This window comes from Streptosporangium sp. NPDC049376 (assembly GCF_044466505.1).
In the GTDB taxonomy this organism is placed as follows: domain Bacteria; phylum Actinomycetota; class Actinomycetes; order Streptosporangiales; family Streptosporangiaceae; genus Streptosporangium.
Window position 1 is genome coordinate 97,321 of the sequence record NZ_JBITMT010000007.1, and the last position, 20,544, is coordinate 117,864.

The 20,544-nt window shown below is 71.0% G+C and carries 18 protein-coding genes; 7 read left to right on the forward strand and 11 right to left on the reverse strand.

The features are described from left to right. Positions 1-4 precede the first annotated feature (4 nt). Complete coding sequence (locus ACIBVQ_RS19905; protein WP_399179032.1) at positions 5-2,026, reverse strand: hypothetical protein; 2,022 nt, start codon at positions 2,024-2,026, stop codon at positions 5-7. Positions 2,027-2,054: 28 nt separating this feature from the next. After that, entirely contained in the window at positions 2,055-2,369 is a 315-nt protein-coding gene (locus tag ACIBVQ_RS19910; protein WP_352011507.1) for a hypothetical protein, read from the reverse strand. Positions 2,370-2,572: 203 nt separating this feature from the next. Between ACIBVQ_RS19910 and ACIBVQ_RS19915 the strand changes: the two genes are divergently transcribed. Together ACIBVQ_RS19915 and ACIBVQ_RS19920 are read left to right on the forward strand one after the other, a co-directional pair. Beyond that, a complete protein-coding gene (locus ACIBVQ_RS19915) occupies positions 2,573-2,977 on the forward strand; it encodes a helix-turn-helix domain-containing protein (RefSeq protein WP_399179035.1) in 405 nt (134 codons plus the stop codon). A gap of 101 nt (positions 2,978-3,078) precedes the next feature. Continuing rightward, positions 3,079-3,378: a hypothetical protein gene (locus ACIBVQ_RS19920; protein ID WP_352011505.1), complete on the forward strand. Its 300-nt coding sequence runs from the start codon at positions 3,079-3,081 to the stop codon at positions 3,376-3,378. A 73-nt stretch (positions 3,379-3,451) separates the two neighbouring features. Here the strand turns inward: ACIBVQ_RS19920 and ACIBVQ_RS19925 are convergent, their stop codons facing one another. Then, positions 3,452-4,456, reverse strand: a complete 1,005-nt coding sequence (locus tag ACIBVQ_RS19925; RefSeq protein ID WP_399179037.1) for an enolase C-terminal domain-like protein — start codon at positions 4,454-4,456, stop codon at positions 3,452-3,454. 473 nt (positions 4,457-4,929) lie between these two features. Beyond that, a complete protein-coding gene (locus tag ACIBVQ_RS19930; protein ID WP_399179039.1) occupies positions 4,930-6,285 on the reverse strand; it encodes an MFS transporter in 1,356 nt (451 codons plus the stop codon). A gap of 166 nt (positions 6,286-6,451) precedes the next feature. On the opposite strand from ACIBVQ_RS19930, the gene ACIBVQ_RS19935 reads away from it, so the two are divergent. Both ACIBVQ_RS19935 and ACIBVQ_RS19940 read left to right on the forward strand, forming a co-directional pair. Continuing rightward, on the forward strand, positions 6,452-7,081 hold the full coding sequence (locus ACIBVQ_RS19935; RefSeq protein WP_352011502.1) for a helix-turn-helix domain-containing protein: 630 nt from the start codon (positions 6,452-6,454) through the stop codon (positions 7,079-7,081). A 1-nt stretch (position 7,082) separates the two neighbouring features. Continuing rightward, on the forward strand, positions 7,083-7,523 hold the full coding sequence (locus ACIBVQ_RS19940) for a thioesterase family protein (RefSeq protein ID WP_362775643.1): 441 nt from the start codon (positions 7,083-7,085) through the stop codon (positions 7,521-7,523). Between the two features lie 58 nt (positions 7,524-7,581). Here ACIBVQ_RS19940 and ACIBVQ_RS19945 read toward each other — a convergent pair whose 3' ends face one another. The 5 genes from ACIBVQ_RS19945 to ACIBVQ_RS19965 form a co-directional block, all read right to left on the reverse strand. Further along, entirely contained in the window at positions 7,582-8,745 is a 1,164-nt protein-coding gene (locus tag ACIBVQ_RS19945; RefSeq protein ID WP_352011500.1) for a VWA domain-containing protein, read from the reverse strand. Then, complete coding sequence (locus ACIBVQ_RS19950) at positions 8,742-11,030, reverse strand: DUF5682 family protein (RefSeq protein ID WP_399179042.1); 2,289 nt, start codon at positions 11,028-11,030, stop codon at positions 8,742-8,744. Before ACIBVQ_RS19950 ends, ACIBVQ_RS19945 begins: the two co-directional genes overlap by 4 nt. Before the next feature lie 144 nt (positions 11,031-11,174). Then, the gene (locus ACIBVQ_RS19955; protein ID WP_352011498.1) at positions 11,175-12,242 is read right to left on the reverse strand and encodes an AAA family ATPase; all 1,068 of its coding nucleotides are present in this window, start codon (positions 12,240-12,242) and stop codon (positions 11,175-11,177) included. Further along, on the reverse strand, positions 12,239-13,648 hold the full coding sequence (locus tag ACIBVQ_RS19960; protein ID WP_399179044.1) for a DUF5691 domain-containing protein: 1,410 nt from the start codon (positions 13,646-13,648) through the stop codon (positions 12,239-12,241). Before ACIBVQ_RS19960 ends, ACIBVQ_RS19955 begins: the two co-directional genes overlap by 4 nt. Next, positions 13,645-15,051, reverse strand: a complete 1,407-nt coding sequence (locus ACIBVQ_RS19965; protein ID WP_399179046.1) for an SWIM zinc finger family protein — start codon at positions 15,049-15,051, stop codon at positions 13,645-13,647. Before ACIBVQ_RS19965 ends, ACIBVQ_RS19960 begins: the two co-directional genes overlap by 4 nt. A 54-nt stretch (positions 15,052-15,105) precedes the next feature. On the opposite strand from ACIBVQ_RS19965, the gene ACIBVQ_RS19970 reads away from it, so the two are divergent. Further along, positions 15,106-15,534 (forward strand): cupin domain-containing protein, encoded by a 429-nt coding sequence (locus ACIBVQ_RS19970; RefSeq protein WP_352011495.1) that lies wholly within the window; start codon positions 15,106-15,108, stop codon positions 15,532-15,534. Positions 15,535-15,609: 75 nt separating this feature from the next. After that, entirely contained in the window at positions 15,610-17,151 is a 1,542-nt protein-coding gene (locus ACIBVQ_RS19975; RefSeq protein WP_399179048.1) for an aldehyde dehydrogenase family protein, read from the forward strand. Between the two features lie 584 nt (positions 17,152-17,735). On the opposite strand, the gene ACIBVQ_RS19980 is transcribed toward ACIBVQ_RS19975, so the two are convergent. Further along, positions 17,736-18,188 (reverse strand): hypothetical protein, encoded by a 453-nt coding sequence (locus ACIBVQ_RS19980; protein WP_399179050.1) that lies wholly within the window; start codon positions 18,186-18,188, stop codon positions 17,736-17,738. Positions 18,189-18,376: 188 nt separating this feature from the next. On the opposite strand from ACIBVQ_RS19980, the gene ACIBVQ_RS19985 reads away from it, so the two are divergent. Next, positions 18,377-19,186 (forward strand): methyltransferase domain-containing protein, encoded by an 810-nt coding sequence (locus tag ACIBVQ_RS19985; RefSeq protein ID WP_352011492.1) that lies wholly within the window; start codon positions 18,377-18,379, stop codon positions 19,184-19,186. Positions 19,187-19,210: 24 nt separating this feature from the next. On the opposite strand, the gene ACIBVQ_RS19990 is transcribed toward ACIBVQ_RS19985, so the two are convergent. Further along, a complete protein-coding gene (locus tag ACIBVQ_RS19990; RefSeq protein WP_399179052.1) occupies positions 19,211-20,494 on the reverse strand; it encodes a M14 family metallopeptidase in 1,284 nt (427 codons plus the stop codon). Between the last annotated feature and the right edge of the window lie 50 nt (positions 20,495-20,544).

Here is a 20,544-nt window from a genome sequence, read left to right on the forward strand (position 1 = left end):
ACCCTTACCCCCAGACCCTCAGGTCTTCCTTGGCTCTTTCACCGATCTGGAAGTCGGACGCATCCTCAATCTTTTTGTCGAGGAGATCATTACCATCCAGCCAGTGCTCATAAGGCGCCAGCTTCTTCCGAAGCGCCCCTTCCCATTTGTTACCCTCCCCAGCCTCCTTCTTTGCCTCGCTTAGAAGCTCGTCGTAGGTCTTAAGCTTCCCCGACTCTTTACTGATGAGCTCCGAAGGTGGATCACTCGCCGGATATTCCGCTTCATAGAGAAAGTACGCCATGTCATACTTCTGCCGAAGGATGAAATCCGACCGAGCCCCGGTGGCAGCCTCAACTCTCGTCTCAAAGCTCCCGGCCCAATCATCAAGAAGCCCGCTGACATAGTAGGTCTTGGTCAAACCCCAGCTTTCGTTGATGAAGTTAATCGCCTTCTCGGAGAGCTTCTCAGAGAACTTATCAGTGAGAAAACCCGCAACGGGGATCTTGTCGACCCCAAGAGAGAAGGTGTTCTTGGTGATCTCCCGAATCAAGTCATCAGTCGCGTCTCTTTCCCCCCGCGTGTCCAAGGTCGCCTTGAACTCCATCCCAGCTAAACCGCCGAACATTCTCGCTGTGTCCTCGAAGTTTCGAGTCTTTTCACGCTTATCCAATTTGGCCGCTTCTACCAGCGCGCCGTAGCGGAATTGAGCCGCAGTCGCGTCGAAGCGAGCTGTGAGTCCCTCAACTCCGGTGAAGGTTTTCATGAAGCGATAGGTGTCCCCGACGCTGAGGTAGAACGCCGGGGTCACACCGGGAAGGGAAACCCAATTCTCCGGCATTTTGAGCCCGGAAGCCCGATCCACGGCCTTGTCGAAGCGGGCGCCCGAGGCGAGTTCGTGGATGTAGGACGTGGCGAGGGTGACCATGGACTCCCGGGCAGGCTCGGGGATGGAGTCTCCCAACGGCCCGGTGGCCAGCATCGCGTCCATGGCGAAGACGGCGGCGGCCTGGCTGTGCTGTCCCGGCTTCTCCGTCGCAACCTCGGCGCCCGACTCCACCACCCGGCCGAAGGCGGCGGCCACCTCGTCCCCGGTGCCCGCGTGGTCGGCGTAGTCGAGGAAGCGCTTCATCTTCTCGACCTGGCTGAGCTTGACGTCCGGCCCGCCCATCGTGGCGAACGCCTCCCGTGCCGCCGCCCCGTCCCCGGCGAGGACCTCCAGTCCCAGCGCGACCAGGTCGGTGGGCAGGCCGTACGTCCTCGCCTCGACGGATCCGGCACGCCAGTCCTGTTTGGGGTTCTTCATGAAGTCGTCCAGCACCAGCGCGCGGGCCGCCGCACTACGCACCTTGGCGGGAGCATTCGCCCCCTTGAGCAGCGCGAGACGGTTCCACGCGGCGATCTTGCTACCGGCCGGCTTCGTCAGGTCCTCTCCGACCTTGGCGAAGGCGGGAACCAAAACAGGGGCGTTCAGGGCCGCACCCAGAGCCTTACCGAAGGCGGCCAGGTCTGCCTTGGCGGTCTTGCTGCCGGTGGCCGCGATGATGTTGGGCAGACTGTCACGAGCCTTCGCCGGCAACAGAGCGAAGAAGGCGGCGGCGGCCTGCGGGTTGTCGGCCAGTTGAGCGATCTCGTCGGCGTGCTCATGAATGAGCGTGGCCTGGGCCTCACCGCTGTAGTTGACGAGGATGTCGTTTCCGTACATCCTGGCCAGCCCCTGGGCGCGTTCCATCGACTCCAGGTCGTCGGGCAGGTGAACAAGCCCCTGACCGCCCGTCGTCGCGACGGCACCCCCCAGTTCGGGGGCGCCGTCACCCAGGTTTCTGATCAGATCGGCCCGTCCCAAGAGCATGGAGCACTGGCTCTTGCCCCACTCGGCGATGGTGGTGATCTCCCGCAACGCGGGAACATCGACTTTCTCCTGCTGGAGCCTCACCTCAAGCTCATGGCAGAACCTGGTCAGCCGCGCGGCGGCGCCGTCCAGGGAGACGGCCAACCGTCCCATCTCATCAGGGTCGATACCGCAGAACTCACCGGTGGACGCCATGGGACGCTCTCCTTCGCGGTCGCAACGGTCATGAGTACTCGGAGAAGTCCCAGCGTCGGCTCTCGCCTGTCGCCTCGGACTCGGTCACCAGCGGAGGCTGCCTGCGCAGTTCCTCCTCGATCGCCTCCACGACCCGCCGGGCGAGCTGTCCCAGTCGCTGGTGCCGCGCCTCAAGCTCGGCGCCCCACTTGACGGCCGTCGGCCCCGTCCAGACCTTTCCCGACTGCATCGCTCCAACGGCGCGCTGATAGGCCTGCCGAACCTCCTGGGAACCGTACTCGGCCTCTCTCAGGAGTTGTTTCAGCCGTTCGTGCCGAGGGTTGGGCACCATCCGCTCGGTCACGCCACCCCGTCTCCCCCAGCTCACCGTGGATGGAAAAGCTGGATATCACACTAAACGCCGGATATTTACGGCGGCAGGGTCGACCCCCGTCAGTGCCGCGCCGCCGCCGTTTCGATTGCTTCGCCTGTTTCAGATAGTGCGATTACGAGGGGAAGATAGACGTGCCCGGCATTCACGTCAAGTTCTCGGTCAATCCAGGATCGATGGACACCCGAAAAGCGGCCGACGCCGCCGGGTGGCTCGAAGAGATTCTCAGGCGACATCCCGGCGAGAGCGGCGTCCGGTTCACCGCCGACCCAGGTGACGAAAATCCGTTGGTTCTCCCACGCGAGGCCCTCCTCCTGCTCGCCCACGTTCTGAGGCAGGTCGCACGAGGCCGGGGCGTTTCGGTCATCCCCTCGGGGGCCGAACTGACCACCCAGCAGGCGGCGGACGTGCTGCGCGTGTCGCGTCCCTACCTGATCAGTCTGCTGGAGGCCGGCCTGATCCCCTACCGGCTGGTGGGCAGGCACCGTCGCGTCGTCACCGAGGATCTCATGGAGTACGCGCACGGGCTGTGGCCGGAAGGCAATCGCCCATCACCCGGAAACGGCACAGAAAGACCGTAATCCATCCCGGGAACTCCACCCGCCGTCAAAACCGTTCCCATCCCGCCGCGACCCCGCGAACCCGAAAGCAGGCCACTCCCCCACGAGGAGAGCGTTAACGAATGTCGTTCTTCGACAGAAACATCGACGCGATAGACAACGCCGCCAAAATCGTATTCTTCGGAAGTCTCGCGATTCTCGCCCTGATATTCGTCACCGGCCCGGTCGGCCTGTTCACCCTCGTCGTGCTGGCCACGCTCATCGGCTCCGGGCTCGTCCTGAACGAGGTCGCGGACGCCCAGGCGCGCATGGACCAGGAGGCCGCCGAACGGGGGACACAGTGGCACGAGCGGCTGCGTGCGAACCGTGAGCGTGAGCTGCACCGCGAGATCCAGAGGCTACGACGGGAACGCGAACGTTGACCGTCCCGGCTCGTGAGTCGTGCCCGACCGACCGAGCGCGCCATGGCGCGGTGACCATGAACTGAGCCACCGCTCAGACGGCGTAGGTCTCCTTGGCCAGGCGGCGGACGCGGTTCACGTCGACCGTGTGGCCCAGGCCCGGCTGGGTGAGCGGTACGGCGATCACGCCATCCGAGGCACCCACCGGCGGTGTGACGATCTGCGCGCTGCGCGGGGGTTCGGCCACGTCGCAGGGCAGCCCGCAGCCGGGCAGGCTGGCCGCGGCGACCGTCGCCGCCCTGGCCAGGCCGGTGCCCTGGCCTCCCGAGCAGGCGATCTCCCATCCGGCCGCGGCGGCGATGTCGTGCATCCGCCGTACCTCACGCAGGGAGCCGATGGCCGAGGGGCGCAGCAGCAGCGCCCGGCCTGCGCGCGTGACCACCGCCTCGTCGAGCTCGGCGGCCGAGGAGACCTCGGCCAGCACCGGGGCGGCGACGCGTTCCTGCAGGTCGGCGTGGCCCGCGAGACCGGTGAAGGGGCGCTCGATGGACGAGAGCGTGTAGGCGTCCATCGCCTCAAGGGCCCTGGCGTCGGTGTAGCCCCCACGCGCGTCGACGCCGATGCCGAGGGCGGGGTAGGCCTGACGCACCGCGCGCAGCGGCTCGACGTCCCAGCCGGGGTGGACGTCCAGGGTGACGTGGGCGTATCCGGCGCAGACGTGCCGGTTGACCCGTGCGACCAGGCTTTCCAGGTTGCGTTCCGCGCCGATCCTGACGGTGGCCATCAGCGAGGTACGGCTACCGCCGAGCGCGTGGGAGAGCGGCACGCCGCGCATCCTCGCCCACAGGTCCCAGCAGGCCATGTCGGCGGCCGGTCCGCCGGGAACGTCGCCCAGTTCGTCGGGATGCTCCCAGTCGAGGCCGATCAGCGCGCCGCTCAGCTCTTCCTGCAGGAGCCTCCAGGTCTTGGGGCCCGGGTCGACGATCTCCCCCCACCCGGTCATGCCCCCATAGTCGGTGAGCCGGACGAGGACCGCCTCGGGACGCCTGCCGTAGGGCAGAACCAGCCGGAACACCTCAAGCTCACGTACGCGCGGCATGGACCCCCTCGATTCCGTACAGATCGGGAAAACGCCTTGGGAGACGTCTCGGAAACACAATGAGTCCCGCTCTGGGGCGGGACTCCTTCTCCCAACACGAAAGGCGCTCGGCGTCTTCCCCATGGTGTCACGGCCACGGACCTCCCTGTCCGGCCGCGCCTCACGCTCAGGGCCCCGACCGCCCCCGCCCCGACCCACGTTCGGCCCCGAACCGGCCCCGGTCCAGGCCCCGCCCCGACCACGCTCAAACCCCGAACCGCTCCCGCCCCGAACCGGCCGGACCTCCACCTCCGGCGCGACCTGCGCCCGGCTTCCGAACCGCCCCCCGACCGCGTCCCGCCCAGCCCTCAAACCGCCCCCGGCCGGATCTCGCGCTCAAACTCCGAACCGGCCCGGACCTCCACCCACCGCGTCCCGCTCAGCCCTCAAACCGTCCCCGGCCATGGTCCACGCTCAAGCCTTGACCGCCCCGCTCAGGTCCTGAAGCGGCCCCCGGCGAAGGTGCCCGTGGCGGCCACGAGTGCCGTCAGCGCGAAGCAGGCCAGGTACACCGGCCCGGACGCGCCGAAGGCCGCGACGATCGCCCCGACGACCGCGACCAGGACGACCGTGAAGACCGACTCGCCGATGCCCATCGAGGCGCTGTTCTCCCCCTCCTCCCCAGGCTTCGACAGTTCCAGGACGAGCACGGACAACGTGGGGTAGACGCTTCCGATGCCGAGTCCCACGATCGTCTCTCCGGCGACGGCCAGCGCGACCGGGACCTCGGGGAAGATCGTCAGAGCCATCAGCGCGATGCCCAGGGCGATCATGACGGGTCCCGCCCGCAGGATCAGCGCTCTGCCGATCCAGCCCCGTCCGACGACCCACGAGGCGAACGCCCAGGCCAGCGCACCCGCGGTGAGCACCATCCCGGCCGCGGCCGGTGACAGTCCCCGTTCCCCGGTGAGCATGAGCGGCAGGAAGACCTCAGCGCCGAGGGCGGTGCCGGCGACGACGCCGCGCAGCGCGATCACCGACGGCAGGCCCCGCGCGGCCCTGAGGGTGCCCGGCGGCAGCAGCCTGGGCAGTGACAGGGCCAGTACGGCCAGCCCGGCGGCCAGCAGGACGAGCCCGACGCCGCGGGCCGCTCCGCCGTACTGCATGAGGGCCGCGCCGACGGCCGTCAGCGCGGCCCAGCCGAGACGCCTGGCGATGGGGGTGCGCTTGCCCGTCTCCGCTTCACGCTCCCCTTCGGGGACGACGGCCAGGCCCCGCCAGAGCAGCAGCGCGGCGGGCAGGACGAACATCGGCACGCCGAGGAAGACCCAGCGCCAGCCGAGATGTTCGACCACGACGCCCGCGACCAGCGGCCCGGCCATGGACGGCACGACCCAGCCCGCGGCCAGGGCCGAGAACACCCTGGGGTGCATCTGTGCCGGATAGACCCGGGAGACCAGCACGTACAGCGCCACCTGGAAGATCCCGCCGCCGAATCCCTGGATGAACCGGCCGAGGACGAACACGTCCATGGTCGGCGCGATCCCGGCCACGACCAGTCCGGCGGCGAAGGCCCCGATTCCGGTCCAGAGCGGGGCCACCGGCCCGCGCAGGTCTCCCCAGCGCCCGCCGAGCACGGTCGCGACCATCCCGGCGGCCAGCGCCCCGCTGAAGGCCAGGGCGTAGAGCGCGATCCCGTCGAGTTCGCGGCCCACGACCGGCATCGCGGTGGCGACCGCGAGCGCCTCGAAGGCGACCAGAACGATCAATGCGACCATACCGACCGTCAGTGCGCGATAACGTTCGGCGAACATCCCCTCCTGGGGGGCTTCGACCACGGTGGAAGTCATGCACTGGACGCTACGGTCGCCGCCCCGCCCCGGCATCGGTCCCGTGAGTCGGCCCTTGGTCGTAGGACCACGCGCCGTAGAACCACGCCCCGCGGAACCGTGCGCCGTGGGCCGTGCGTGAAAATATGTGCGACCGATCGGTCATATTGTTTGCTAGGGTGGGCGCGTGATCGACGGACGGCTTCTGCGTGGCGAGCGAACTCGCGGGACGGTGCTCGACGCCGCCGTCCGCCTGGCCTCGGTCGAGGGTCTCGAAGGCCTCTCGCTCGCCCGGCTCGCCCAGACGCTCGGCGTCAGCAAGTCCGGGCTCTTCGCGCACTGGCCCGACAAGCGGTCCCTGCAGCTCGCGATCGTGGAGCACGCCCGGCGGCAGTGGATCGAGCAGATCGTCGAGCCCGCCCTGGGCGCGCCACGGGGGCTGCCCAGGTTGCTGGCCCTGCACGAGCTCCGCCTGGACTTCTACGCCTCGGAGCGGCTGCCCGGCGGCTGCTTCTTCCAGGCCGTCGGCAGTGAGTTCGACGACCGGCCCGGGCCGGTGCGTGACGCCGTCGCCGCCGCGATCGACGACTGGATGGACCTGCTGGCCGGGCTCGCCGGGCGGGCCGTCGCCCTGGGTCAGCTCCGGCCCGAGACCGACCCCCGGCAGCTGGCCTTCGAGATCGAGGCACTCGGCGCGGTGGTGGTCGTCCACACCCGCCTGCTCCAGCACGAACGGAGCCGTGAGCACGCCCGCCGGGCCGTGCTCGACCGGCTCCGCACCCTGGCGACCGACCCCAGCATCCTCCCGGAGGCCTGACATGACGACCGCCCTGCTACCCGGGCACGTCCACCCCGTCCAGATCCACTTCGAGGACCTCGACGCCATGGGCGTCGTGCACAACGCCCGGTATGTCCTGCTGCTCGAACGGGCCCTCTCGGGCTACTGGGCCGCACGGGGCTGGGCCTTCGACCCCTCGGAGCCGCACTTCGCCGACCTGTTCTTCGTGGTGCGCGAGTTCTCCGTCACCTACCACGCCCCCATCTCCAAGGTGGGCGAGGCGTCCGTGCACTTCTGGGTCGAGCACCTCGGCACGACCAGCCTCGTGTACGGCTTCCGCGTGCTGTCTGCCGACATGTCGGTCGTGCACGCCGAGGGCCGCCGGGTCCAGGTGAAGCTCGACCCGGCCACCCTCCGCCCCTCCCCCATCTCCCCCGATCTGCGTGAGGCCGTCGGCCCCCTGCTCTGCCCCGCGCCCTGATCGTTCCCGTCGCCCTTCGGCGGGGCCGGGCCTCCGTACCGCCCCCGCCGGGACCGGGTCAGGTGGCCGCAACCCCCAGCTCCCGCTCAGCCCACACCCCGACGTCACGGCGCTCGATGGCCGCGGCCATGAGGCCGGGGAAGGCGTCGGGGGTGCAGGCGAAGGCGGGCACGCCGAGAGCGGCGAGGGCCGCGGCGTTCTCGTGGTCGTAGAAGGGCGCGCCCTCGTCGGACAACGCCAGCAGCACGATCACCTGGACGCCCGCCGCCGTCATCTGGGCCACCCTGCGGAGCATCTCCTGCCTGACGCCTCCCTCGTAGAGGTCGCTGATCAGGACGAAGATCGAGTCGGTGGGCCGGGTGATGAGCCCCTGGCAGTAGGCGATGGCCCGGTTGATGTCGGTGCCGCCGCCGAGCTGTGTGCCGAACAGCAGCTCGACCGGGTCGTGGAGCTGCTCGGTCAGGTCGACGATCGAGGTGTCGAAGACCACCAGCGAGGTCTTCAGCGAGCGCATCGAGGCGAGGACCGCGCCGAACACGCTCGAATAGACGACCGAGGCCGCCATGGACCCGCTCTGGTCGATGCAGAGCACGACCTCCCGCTGGACCGCGCGCTGGCGCCTGCCGTACCCGACGAGCCTTGAGGGCACGACGGTGCCGCGTTCGGGCAGGTAGTTGTGCAGGTTGGCCCTGATCGTGCGGTCCCAGTCGATGTCGGCGACCCGGCGGGGCCGGTTGGTCTTGGCGGCGCGGTCGAGCGCCCCCGTCACCGCCGCCTTCGTCTTCTGGGTGAGCCGGCGCTCCAGGTCGGCCACCACCTTCGCGACCAGCGCCCTGGCCGACTCGCGTGCCTTCTCCGGCATCACCCGGTTGAGGGACAGCAGGGTGCCGACCAGATGGACGTCCGGTTCCACCGCCTCGAGCATCTCCGGTTCGAGCAGCAGCCGGGTGAGGTTCAGCCGTTCGACCGCGTCCTTCTGCATGACCTGCACGACGGTCGAGGGGAAGTAGGAGCGGATGTCCCCCAGCCAGCGCGCCACCCTGGGTGCGGAGCCGCCGAGGCCCGCGCTCCGCTCACCGCCCTCCCTGCCGCCTTCCCCACCGCCGTAGAGCGCCGCCAGGGCGCCGTCCATCTGCGCGTCCACCCCGCCGAGCGCGCATCCGGTGCCGTCCGCGTCGCCGCCGAGCACGAGCCGCCAGCGGCGCAGCCTCTCGTCCGTCACGCGATCTCCGTCCTTCCCAGAAGTGCCAGCACGGTGCGCGTGGCCGCCGCCGCGCGTTCCTCGTCGATCTCCTCGGCGTCCCCGGTCGTGGCGGGGCCCTCCCCGGTGCCCAGTGACCTGACCCGGGAGCCGATCGAGCGCCGCTCGGGTGCGGCGAAGGCGCCGAACGTACGGCGCAGCAGCGGCAGCACGTCGACGAACGTCTCCGGCGCCAGCCCGGTCAGCCACTCGTCGATCAGCGCCAGCAGCCGGGAGTCGTGGACCAGCAGCAGGCCGCCCCCGGACAGGAAGCCCTCGACCCAGGCGGCGGCGCGGGCCGGGGGGTGCCCGGCGGACATGGCCCTGGCCATGACGGCGCCCACCTGGCCCGCTTCGAGGTCCCCGGCGTCCAGCAGGAGCCTGGTGAGGCGTCCTTCGATCACCCCGGGCAGGCCGGAACGTCCCGAGGCCCCGCGCAGCGCGCCCAGCCAGCGCGCCGCCGGTGACTCCTCCCCCTCGGGCACCGGGGCGTCCTGGAGCAGGGTCACGGCCGCGTGCACCGCGTCGACGTGTTTCAGCAGGTCGCGGGCGGCGTCCTCGTCGAGCCCGGCGGCGGCGCCGCCGAACCCGAGGCAGATCCTGGTGAGCATGGCGTCGGCGACGGCCGCCAGCCCCTCCGCGGGGGTCGCGCGCACGTCGCCGTAGCGCTGGGCGCGCACCATCGCGGGGAAGGCGGCCATCAGGTGCGTGACGTCGCCGTCCAGGGCGGCCTGTTCGGACAGGACCTCGATCACGTACGGCAGCGCGTCCGGCAGGTCGGCCAGCAGGCACTGCTCGACCAGGCCGGTGAGGACGGCCAGCGGGACCTCCCGTTTCTCCTGCCCGCCGCGTGCCAGGTCATGGACCCGGGCGACGGCGGCCGCGGGGACGGTCGTGCCCCACACGCCCGCCTCGATCAGGTCGATGTCGAACTCGGGCCGCCAGGCGAGTGTCCACGACTCACGGAAGGTGCCCTTGCCCCGGCTCTCCTTCGGCGTCCCCCAGCCGACGCCGAGCAGGCGCAGCCGGTGCAGCAGTCTGCTGCGCTCCAGGTCGAGGGGTTTGCGCAGGTCGAGGTCGTGCTCGCGGTCCAAGGCCTCCGGCTTGAGCCGTACCCGGCGCTGCTCCTGACGCAGGTGGCGCTGCAGCGGGACCATCAGGGTCGAGTCGGGGACCGTGCCCAGCCGCTCTCCCACGACCATGCGCCGCTGGACCAGTTCGACCGGCAGGTCGTCACCCTCGCAGAGCACCGCCCTGACCGCCTCGGTCGCCTCGGCGAGTCCGGCCAGCGGTCTTCCCCTGAGCGTGGCCAGGCTCCTGGCGAGCCGTACCGCCTCGATGACGTGGGCGGATGAGACGGGCAGGTCCTCGGCGCGCAGTGTGCCCGCCGCCTCGGTCAGCCAGCGCTCGACCGGGCGGTCGGGCGCGGTGAACAGGTGGTGGTACCAGCCGGGCGAGGTCACCCCGGCGCCGTATCCGCTCCAGGCGGCCAGCCGCCCGTACGTCCACGGCACCCACGTCGTCTCGACCTTGACCTTCGGCAGGCCGCGCAGCAGCGCGTCGTCGGCCTTGGCCGTCGGCAGCCCGGCCCCCCAGGCACCGCCGGGTGACCCGGCGTCCGGCGGCCCGGCCAGCGCGGGCACGTGCCAGGCGCCGCAGACGACGACGATCCGCTCGTGGCCGTCCCTGATCGCCGTACGGATCGCACGCCGCATGAAGGCCTCCCGCCGGGCCTCCTCCTCGCCGGGGACGTGCCCCTCCCGGACCGCGGCCATCGCCTCGGCGATCACCTGGAACGGTGTGTCCCCCCGGTGCTCGACCGCGTCCTCCCACCAGCGTTCCGGGTCGTCGTATCCGGCGGCGTGGGCGAGCGCGCCGATCGGATCGGCCCGTACGGCGGGCGCCCGGTCGTCCTCCTCGTTCCCTTCCTCGTCCCGCTCCTCGGAGGCCGGGGCGAGGCTGTGCGCAGCGGGCATGTCGCAGAAACGGACCGGGACGTCCGCCTCGACCGCGTGCCGGATCGCCTGCCACTCGGGGGAGAACACCGCGAACGGCCAGAACGCGGCCTTGGACGACTCACCGGGGACGTGGGCCAGCAGCGCGACCGGGGGTTGAAGCTCGGGATCCTTGGCCAGCCCGACCAGGTCGTCGGCCTCCGGCGGCCCCTCGATGAGCACGATGTCGGGCTTGAGGCGCGTCAGCTCCTCCCGCAGGGAGCGCGCCGAGCCGGGACCGTGGTGCCGGACCCCCAGCACGGAGACGCTCACCGGCGCCTCCCGACGGTCGGCTCCCGCGTGCCGGCGGGCACCGCCCCGGCCCGAGCCGTCTCAGCCCGCGCTCCGGCGGTCCGCGCCCCGGCGGCCCGTGCCACAGCGCCCCGCACCCCGGCGGTCCGCGTCACGGTGGTCCTCTCAGCCCGCGTCACGGCAGGCCCGGTAGAAGTCGCGCCAGTCCTGGCGTTCGCGGACGACGGTCTCCAGGTATTCGCGCCAGACCACCCGGTCGGAGACCGGGTCCTGCACCACGGCGCCGACGATCCCGGCGGCCACGTCGGCGGGGCGCAGCACACCGTCGCCGAAGTGGGCGGCCAGCGCGATGCCGTTGGTGAGGACCGAGATGGCCTCGGCGGTGCTGAGCGTGCCGCTGGGGGACTTGACCTTGGCGCGGCCGTCCTCGGTGACCCCCGAGCGCAGCTCACGGAAGACCGTGACGACGCGGCGGATCTCCTCAAGGCCGGTCAGCGCGGGCGGCAGCTCCAGTGAACGGCCGAGCTGCTCGACGCGGCGGGAGACGATGTCCACCTCCTCCTCCGCGGTCGCCGGGACCGGCAGCACGACCGTGTTGAACCTGCGGCGCAGCGCGCTGGACAGCTCGTTGACGCCCCGGTCGCGGTCGTTGGCGGTGGCGATGACGTTGAACCCCCGGGTGGCCTGCACCTCCTCGTTCAGCTCGGGGATGGGCAGGGTCTTCTCCGACAGCACGGTGATCAGCGCGTCCTGGACGTCGGAGGGCATGCGGGTCAGCTCCTCGACCCTGGCGACGCGCCCCTCGGACATGGCGCGCATCACCGGGCTCGGGGTGAGTGCCTGCCGTGACGGCCCCTCGGCGAGCAGCCTGGCGTAGTTCCAGCCGTAGCGGACGGCCTCCTCAGCCGTGCCTGCGGTGCCCTGGACGAGCAGGGTCGAGTCACCGCTGACCGCCGCCGCCAGGTGCTCCGACAGCCAGGTCTTCGCGGTGCCGGGGACGCCGAGCAGCAGCAGCGCCCGGTCGGTGGCCAGGGTCGCGACCGCCACCTCGACGATGCGCCTCGGACCGATGTACTTGGGGGTGATCCGGTCGCCGTCGCCCAGGATGTAGGTGGTCACCGCCCAGGGGGACAGCTTCCAGCCCGGAGGGCGGGGCCGGTCGTCGTCCTTGGCCAGGATCGCCAGTTCGTCGGCGTACTGGTCTTCGGCGTGGGCCCGCAGGACCGTCGTCACTGAAGCTCCTTCAACATGTCGTCACGGAAACGCAGGAGGGCGGCGACCTCCTGGATGGGGGGTTCGGGTGAGAGGCGTTCGGCCATGCCGTACAGGGCGGGGTCGATGCGCTCGCCCGCGAGCCTGCTCAGCTCGCTGAGGTTCCACGGCTGGGTGCCGGAGACCTGGAGGATCTTCTCCAGCACCGCCAGCGCGAGGTCGGGGCCCCAGGGCGCCGCGGCGCCACCGAGAACCATGATCAATTGTCCGTCGAGGCCGTGTCTGCGGACGAACCCGGCCGCCACGTCCTCCCGGTCCTTCCTGGGCAGCACGGCCAGCAGGTCGGCGAGTGGGTCCCAGGCGAACAGGACGCGGGCCCACTCGGGGTCGCCCTGGAGCACGGTCGCCCTGACCCAGCCCGCCATGACCTCGCGCCCCCAGTCGGGGATCTTCATCCGGACCAGCTCTCCGGGCGGGCGGCCGAACAGCCTGGGCCAGATCTCAAGGGGTGCCCTGGCCACGATCTGCTGGAGCCACCAGCTTCGCTCGCCGGTCCCCCTGGGGGGTTTGGCCCTGACGCCGTCACGCTCCATCGCGGCGTCGCAGGCCAGGGGCGGGGCGATGTGGAGCTCACCGTTCTCCGTGTGCAGGCAGGCGGCGGCCCGCTCGGCCATGCGCAGCGCGAGGCGGGAACCGGGCAACCGGGTGAGCAGGTCGGCCGCCTCGTGACGGACCTCCCGGCGACGGTCGTCGAGCGCGTTCTCCAGGAACGGCTCGTCGTCGAGGGACAGCCCGTCGGCCAGGATCTCAAGGAAGGCGGCGCGGTCCTGCGGGGTCTCCTTCTCCCAGGTCTCCTCAAGCAGGAGCCTGGCCCGTGCGGGGTCGGCCGCCCGCACCGCGCCGAGGTGGGCCTTACGGTCACCCGAGGTGCCCAGCTCCCACGTCTCGTGCGCGGCTCCCGGCGCGGTGACCTCTTCGAGCAGGAAGCCCCAGGCGGGGTTGAGCCCTGCCAGCCAGCGGCCCCTGGCTCCCGCGAGGACGCCCAGGTGGGGACGGATCGACCGGTCCCTGGCCGCCTGGTCGAGCAGCTCGGGCAGCAGGTGCGGGCTGAGCCGGTGACCGCGCGCGGCGGCGGCCTGCAGCCACTCGGTGAGCAGTCTCGGCCGTTCGCCGCCCAGAATGCGGGCGAGCCTGTCACCGGCCGCCCGTGAGACCTCCGGCTGCCGTTCCTGCGGGGCGGCCTCAAGCGGGCGGCCCTCGCGCGGCGTCTGACCGGCGCGCGCCCTGACGGTCAGCAGCGCGGCGTGGTCGAGCAGCTCGGCCTCCGGGGTGGCCGCCCCCGAGGGGAGGGGACGGCGGTCGGTGCCGACGAGCGCGGCCGAGATGAGGTCCTCCCAGCCGTGCGTGGGGTTCCACGAGGAGTTCACAGCACGATCACCCTTCCCTGGTCGTCCCAGGTCGTCAGGGGAAGCAGCCCCCGCGGGGTCCACTCCGCGGCGACGGTCAGCGGGCGCCCGCCGGAGACCGCGACGAGCCGCCACGGTGTGCCCGCCGACGGGTGCAGCGGCAGGCCACGGTTCAGACCATCGCCCGGACCGCCTTTCGGATCACCGTCCGGGCCACCGTCCGGGCCGCCGAGCAGCCAGGACCCGGTCTTCCCCTGAGCCGTCATGGGGGTCACCTCCCCCAGCACGACGGGCCATGAGTCGAGCCAGGGATCTCCCGCCAGCGCGCGGGCCACCTCCTCCAGCGCCTCCCCCGGGGTGCGTCCCACAGGAGGGAGCACGGGAACGGCGCCGTCGTGACGGGCCGCGACCAGGGCGCGCAGCGGCGCGGAGCCGGGGTAGAAGGCCAGCTCGGCGTCGAGGGAGACACCAGTGACCAGGGAGGCGTCGAGCGCCTGTCCCACGGGGGCGTGGGAGAGCACGAGGGCGGCCCGGCCCGTGTTCCTGCCGCGCAGCCAGACCCGGCGGGTGATCAACCTGTCCTGCTCGGAGTCGCGGCGCCCCAGCACGTCCCACACGTCGCGGACCGCGGGCTCGGCGAGCACCTCCTCCTTCGCGACGGGGAAGCCGATCCGGTCACGGACCGTGCGGACCAGCCCTCCGCCGTCGCCCTCCCCACCACCGTGGCCGGCGCCGTACGGCTGCGTGGCGGCCATGCGGCGGTGCGCCACCGAGAGCAGGTGCAGCAGGGAGTATTCGCCGAGGAGACGGGCGGGCCAGTCCTCCCCCGCCAGCACGTCACCGAGGCGGGAGACGGTGCCCGCGACACCGGGGGCCTGGGCGTCGACGAGACGTTTGACGAGGTCGTCCCAGTGGTCGTGCCGCCGTGACCCGGCGATGCCCTGCCTGACCTGGTCGGCGAGCCAGAGTTCGAGCTCGGCCAGGCCCGCGCTCACGCGCTGCTCACGCTGCTCGGCCCTGCGGGGGTCGGGGGTGGTCTTCCCCTTACCGCCCTCGGCGGCCGAGGTGGCGGCGGTCGCGGCCTTCTCCGCCCGCGTCCGGCGCTGGTCGAGCCACTCGCCCACCCAGTCGGCGGGCTCCTCGGCGGCGGGGACGGCGTCGGCCGACCACAGCAGCAACAGGCCCAGGGCGTGCTTGCAGGGGAACTTCCTGCTGGGGCAACTGCACCGGTAGGCGGGCTCCGACAGGTCGACGCACGCGCGGTACGGCTTGGAGCCGCTGCCCGCGCACTCGCCCCACACCGCCTCGGCCGTGGCGCCCGCACCCGACCACTTGCCGGGTGAGGAGACCCCCTGGGCCGCCTTTCTCGACGGGGCGTCAGGCGCGAGCGCGAGCACCTGATCCCGGTTCCACCGTTCGATCACACGCCGAACGCTAGCCAACGTCGCCGACAAAAAGAGCGGCCTAGGATCGGTGCAATGACGACAACGCGTCCCGCGCTCGCCGAAGCCCTGGATCTGCTGCCCCACCCCGAGGGAGGCTGGTACCGGGAGACCTGGAGAACCTCCGTCGCTCTCACCCCGGCCGGCTACGACGGCCCTCGCGCCACGGCGACCGGCATCTACTTCCTGCTCGAACCGGGGCAGGAGTCCCGTCCGCACGTGGTCCGCTCGGACGAGGTGTGGCTCTGGCACAGGGGCGGCCCGCTGGCCCTGACCCTCGGCGGCCACGAGGGCCAGCCCGCCGAGACGATCGTGCTCGGCCCGCTGGTCGAGCAGGGCCAGGTTCCGCAGGCGCTGGTTCCCGCGGGAACCTGGCAGGCCGCCCGGCCCACGGGGGAGGAGGGCGTGCTGGTGAGCTGCGTGGTCTCCCCCGGCTTCGACTTCGCCGACTTCCGTATGGTCTGACGCGGGTCGAGTGGGCGTGACGGCCCCGTTCCCCGGGGGAAGAATTGCGATCACAACGATACGAGGAGGTCAACGGTGACCGATGAGATCATCTCCGTCATCGGGGGGAAGCAGACGTCAGGAACGCCCGGCGACGTCTACGAGTCGGTCAATCCCGCCCATCTGGACGAGGTGGTCGCACGGGTCGGACTCGCGGACGCGGAGACGTTCGCCGCCGCCTGCCGTACGGCCGCCGCCGCGCAGACCAAGTGGGCCGCGGTCCCCGCGCCCGTCAGGGGCAGGGTGATCGCCTCGATCGGACGGCTGGTCGAGGCGAACGCCGAGACGCTCGCCCGGCTCGTCACCCGGGAGATCGGCAAGCCGTACGCGGAGGCACTGGGCGAGGTCCGCGAGATCGTCGACACGTGCGACTTCTTCCTCGGCGAGGGAAGGCGGCTCTACGGGCAGACCGTCCCCTCGGAGATGCCCGACAAGAGCCTGTTCACCTTCCGGGTCCCGGTCGGGGTCGCCGCGGTGATCACGGCGGGCAACTTCCCGGTCGCGGTGCCCTCGTGGTACCTGGTCCCGGCGCTGCTGGCGGGCAACGCCGTCGTGTGGAAGCCCGCCGAGTACGCCGCCGCCTCGGCGCACGCGCTCCACCGGCTGTTCACGGCGGCCGGGCTGCCCGACGGTGTGCTGAACCTGGTCCTCACCGACGGGGCCACCGCCTACCGGGGGCTGGAGACCGCGCTGGGCGAGGGCACCGTGCACAAGGTCGGCTTCACCGGCTCGACCGAGGTCGGCCGCAGGATCGGCGAACTGTGCGGACGGCACCTGCAGTCGCCCTGCCTCGAACTCGGCGGCAAGAACCCGATGGTGGTCATGCCCGACGCCGACCTGGACCTGGCGGTCGAGGGAGCCCTGTTCGCCGGATTCGGCACGGCTGGGCAGCGGTGCACCTCGCTCGGCACCGTGATCGTCCACGAGAGCGTCCGCGAGGAGTTCCTCACCCGTTACACGCGCGCCGTCGCCGACGCCGCGATCGGCGACCCCTCGGGGGACGTGCTGTGCGGGCCGCTGCTCGACGAGAGGTTCGCCGCCCGTTTCGAGGAGTATCTCGGCTGGATCGGACCGCACCACAGCGTCGTCTCCGGGCCGGTCGGCAGGATCACCCCGGACAACCCCCGGAGGAACTTCACCGGCGAGGGCGGCCTGTACTACCACCCCGTCGTCGTGGACGGCGTGCGGCCCGACGACCGGCTGTTCCTTGAGGAGACGTTCGGCCCGATCGTGGGCGTGACCGGCTTCACCACCCTGGAGGAGGCGATCGGACTCGCCAACCGGCCCGGCTACGGGCTCTCCTCCTCCATCTACACCACCGACCCGAAGGCCGCCTTCCGGTTCCGTTCGGGCATCGGCGCGGGCATGGTCAGCGTCAACAACTCCACCTCGGGCGCCGAGGCGCACCTGCCCTTCGGCGGAAACGGCAAGTCCGGCAACGGCAGCCGCCAGTCGGGAGTGTGGGTGCTCGACCAGTTCACCCGCTGGCAGGCCCTGAACTGGGACTACTCCGGCAGGCTGCAGAAGGCCCAGATGGACGTCGCCGAAATCATCCCCGATCTGGACTTCAGGCTCTGACTTTGCCCATCCGGGAGGTTCTCCCCATCATGATCGCGGGATGTCTTCCGGTGAGACGGGCGGACGCCCCCGGCGGCCTGCGGGTCCCGGCAGGCGAGTGACCTCCCCGCGTGGCCCCGCCACGCGGGTGACGGCGCCGGCCCGTCCCCCATGCGGCGGCGTGCCCGCCGTACCGGAACCCTCCGGTACGGCGGGGCGCGACGTCACCCGCCTGGAAGGGCCGCAGCCCTGCCGGGGGCACACGAGGGGCCGCGTGCTGCGGCGCGGCCCCTGTGTCTCTTTGCGGTGCCTTCGGCGTCGCGGGCTTGGACGCTTCGGGTCGGTGTCTTCCCTCGTCGTTCGTCCGCTTCGCTCCCTCACTCCTCAGTCCAGACACCGACGCGCCCAAGCCGAAACCCCTCACGCTTGGGGCCGGGAAAGCACAAACCGACACCCCTCACGCTTGGGGCCGGGAAAGCACAAACCGACACCCCTCACGCTTGGGGCCGGGGAAGCACAAGGCCACGCCTTCCCCGGATGTTGAGCTCGGGGTCCCTGTGTCGGGCCTGCGAAGTCGCGGCCGGTTGGGTCACCGGTTGCGGGGATCAGTGGTGGATCGCCACTCGTTCCACCAGTTCGAAGCCTGTGACCAGGAGGAACACGATCCCCAGCAGGGCGTACAGCAGTGCGGGCTGCCGGGTCAGGCCGGGGACCCGGATGCCTCCCCGCCGTCGGCCGCCCGTGCGGTCGTGCGCCGGGGCGGGGAGCGGAGCCGGGGCGGGTTCCACGGTGACAGGCTGGACGGCCACGGCGGCGGGTTCCGCCACCGGGATCGGGCGGCTTCCCGGCGGGAAGGCCGCCACGCGGCTGTGCCCGCAGCCGGGACAGCTCGTTCCCGACCAGGGCGGCTGGACCGGCGTTCCCCCGCGCAGCCACACGACGACGTCGTGGCCGTGCGCGTCGGTCAGATGACGGACGACGTACTTCTCCTGCCAGACGTGCCAGCAACGCAGGCACTCCATCGGCCAGGTCTCACTTGTGCTGAACTCCTCGGTCACGAGGACCACCCCCACGGCGACGCCGGTACCGGAACGCCGGTACCGGACCCGAGTGTGAGCGCGCCCCACTGTGACAGCAAGTGTCCGAATGATGCGAAATCCGTAACGACCACATATTGAGACAACCTCTCTTGGAATATGAGATAGATGCTACGGTTCGGATAGATCGACCGAAGGAGTGATCCGCCATGACGTTCAAGAACGCCGTCTACACCCACGGGCACCACGAGTCGGTGCTGCGCTCGCATCGCTGGCGCACGGTGGAGAACTCCGCTGCCTACCTCCTGCCGCACCTGCGCCCCGGGATGTCCCTGCTGGACGTGGGATGCGGGCCGGGGACCATCACCGCGGAGCTGGCCGCCCTGGTCGCGCCGGGGACGGTCACCGCGGTCGAGGTCACCGAGGACGCGCTGGCCCTGGCCAGGGCCGAGGCCGAGCGCCGAGGGCTGTCCAACGTCGAGTTCGCCGTCGCCGACGTGCACGCCCTCGACCTGCCCGACGACGCCTTCGACGTCGTCCACGCCCACCAGGTGCTGCAGCACGTGGGCGACCCCGTCCAGGCGCTGCGGGAGATGCGCCGGGTCTGCGCGCCCGGTGGGGTCGTCGCCGTCCGCGACAGCGACTACGCCGCCTTCACCTGGTTCCCCAGGCCCCCGGAGCTCGACGAGTGGCTGAGCCTCTACCAGCGGGTGGCCAGGGCCAACGGCGGCGAGCCGGACGCGGGACGGCGGCTGCTCTCCTGGGCGCACCAGGCAGGGTTCTCCGACGTCACCGCCTCCGCCTCCGCCTGGTGCTTCGCGACGCCCGAGGACCGCGACTGGTGGGGCGGCATGTGGGCCGAACGCATCCTGAAGTCCGACATGGCCGGCCAGGCCCTCGCCTCGGGCGTCGCGACCGAGGACGACCTGCGCCGCATCTCCCGTGGCTGGCTGGCCTGGGCCGCCGAGCGGGACGGCTGGCTGTCCATCCTCCACGGCGAGCTGATCTGCCGCCCCTGATCCCGCCCCGCCGTACGGCCCGCGTCAGGCCTGCCGGGCGCCGCAGTACCGGGACTGTTTGCCGATGATCCGGTAGACGCAGTCGGCGTACTCCAGCAGGTGGAGCACGGCCTCCCTGTTGCGGGTCGTCTGCGGGCGGATCTGCTCGTCGGGCGGGTAGAAGCCCGGCGGGGAGTCGGCCGGATACATCTCGAAGGTGTAGCTGAAGATCTTGTAGGTGCCCCACAGCCAGTCGTCGATCGCTCCGTCGACGATGTAGAGGTCGCTGGACTGCATGGCCTCGTAGCCGTTGGTTGAGGCCATGTTCGCGCCGAGGGTGGCGAGGGCGTCGTGTTCGTCCCGCGTCATGCCGGGGGCGATCTCGTCGTAGGTGAAGCCGTACGGCCACAGGACCAGTTCGCTGTAGCTGTGCCAGTCGATGTTCGCCTTGATCTGCTGCACGCCGCCGACGACCCTGCCGCGCACCCAGTCGGCGACCGCCCTGACCTCGGGCGCGGACTCGGGTGCCGGGCCCCGGTAGGACTCGCTCGACGGTGAACGCGACGAGCCGCCGCAGCAGCCCCACCGATAGGCCCAGTTGCGGTTCAGGTCGGTCCCCACGTACGACGAGCCCGCGTTGGGCTGGCGGTTCTTACGCCAGAGCCGGTAGGAGCCGCTGGAGATGTCGTACTCGCCGCCGTCCGGGTTGAGGTCCGGCATGACCCAGATCTCCCGTGAGTTCACCAGGGAGGTGATCCTGGAGTCGGCGCCGTAGCCGTCGGTGAGCAGGTGGAGGATGTACAGCGCCATCTCCACGGTCAGGTGCTCCCTGGCGTGCTGGTGGTGGGTGAACAGCACCTCGGGTTCGTTCTCGTCCGTTCCCGCGTTGTCACTGATCTTCACCGCGATCAGGTCGCGTCCCTGGACGGAGGTGCCGTAGCTGCTTCTGCGCGCGATCGAGGGGTGGGCTGCGACGATCCGGTCGATCTCGGCGGTCATCTCGGCGTAGTTGTGGTAGCCGGAGTCCGCGGCGGGAAAGTCGAACGGCCTCGCCTCGCGGGAGGGGGGTCCCTGAATCCTCGTGACCGTGTAGCCCAGCCTTCTGATCGCCTCGACCTCGGCGTCCCCCGCGGTGATCACGACCGAGGACTCCTCGACGTGGTCGATCACCGCTCCGGTGGCCGCGACGGCGCTGCGCCGGCGCGGATCATCGGGTCCCTGGACGCGGTACTGGCCGCTCGGCGGCGGGTCTCCGGACGCGCCCGCGGTGGTGACGCCCAGACACGACAGCGCCAGGACCACGAGCACCATGATCGAACGGTGTCTCACCTGATCTCCTCTCCCGGCGCGTCTCGGAATCCACGCACCTCAACCGAGAG

Coding starts and splice junctions, on each gene's coding strand:
- ACIBVQ_RS19940 (WP_362775643.1), top strand. CDS start 7,083: ATGACGACCGCCCTGCTACCCGGGCACGTCCACCCCGTCCAGATCCAC.
- ACIBVQ_RS19915 (WP_399179035.1), top strand. CDS start 2,573: ATGGACACCCGAAAAGCGGCCGACGCCGCCGGGTGGCTCGAAGAGATT.
- ACIBVQ_RS19970 (WP_352011495.1), top strand. CDS start 15,106: ATGACGACAACGCGTCCCGCGCTCGCCGAAGCCCTGGATCTGCTGCCC.
- ACIBVQ_RS19920 (WP_352011505.1), top strand. CDS start 3,079: ATGTCGTTCTTCGACAGAAACATCGACGCGATAGACAACGCCGCCAAA.
- ACIBVQ_RS19930 (WP_399179039.1), bottom strand. CDS start 6,285: ATGACTTCCACCGTGGTCGAAGCCCCCCAGGAGGGGATGTTCGCCGAA.
- ACIBVQ_RS19985 (WP_352011492.1), top strand. CDS start 18,377: ATGACGTTCAAGAACGCCGTCTACACCCACGGGCACCACGAGTCGGTG.
- ACIBVQ_RS19925 (WP_399179037.1), bottom strand. CDS start 4,456: ATGCCGCGCGTACGTGAGCTTGAGGTGTTCCGGCTGGTTCTGCCCTAC.
- ACIBVQ_RS19905 (WP_399179032.1), bottom strand. CDS start 2,026: ATGGCGTCCACCGGTGAGTTCTGCGGTATCGACCCTGATGAGATGGGA.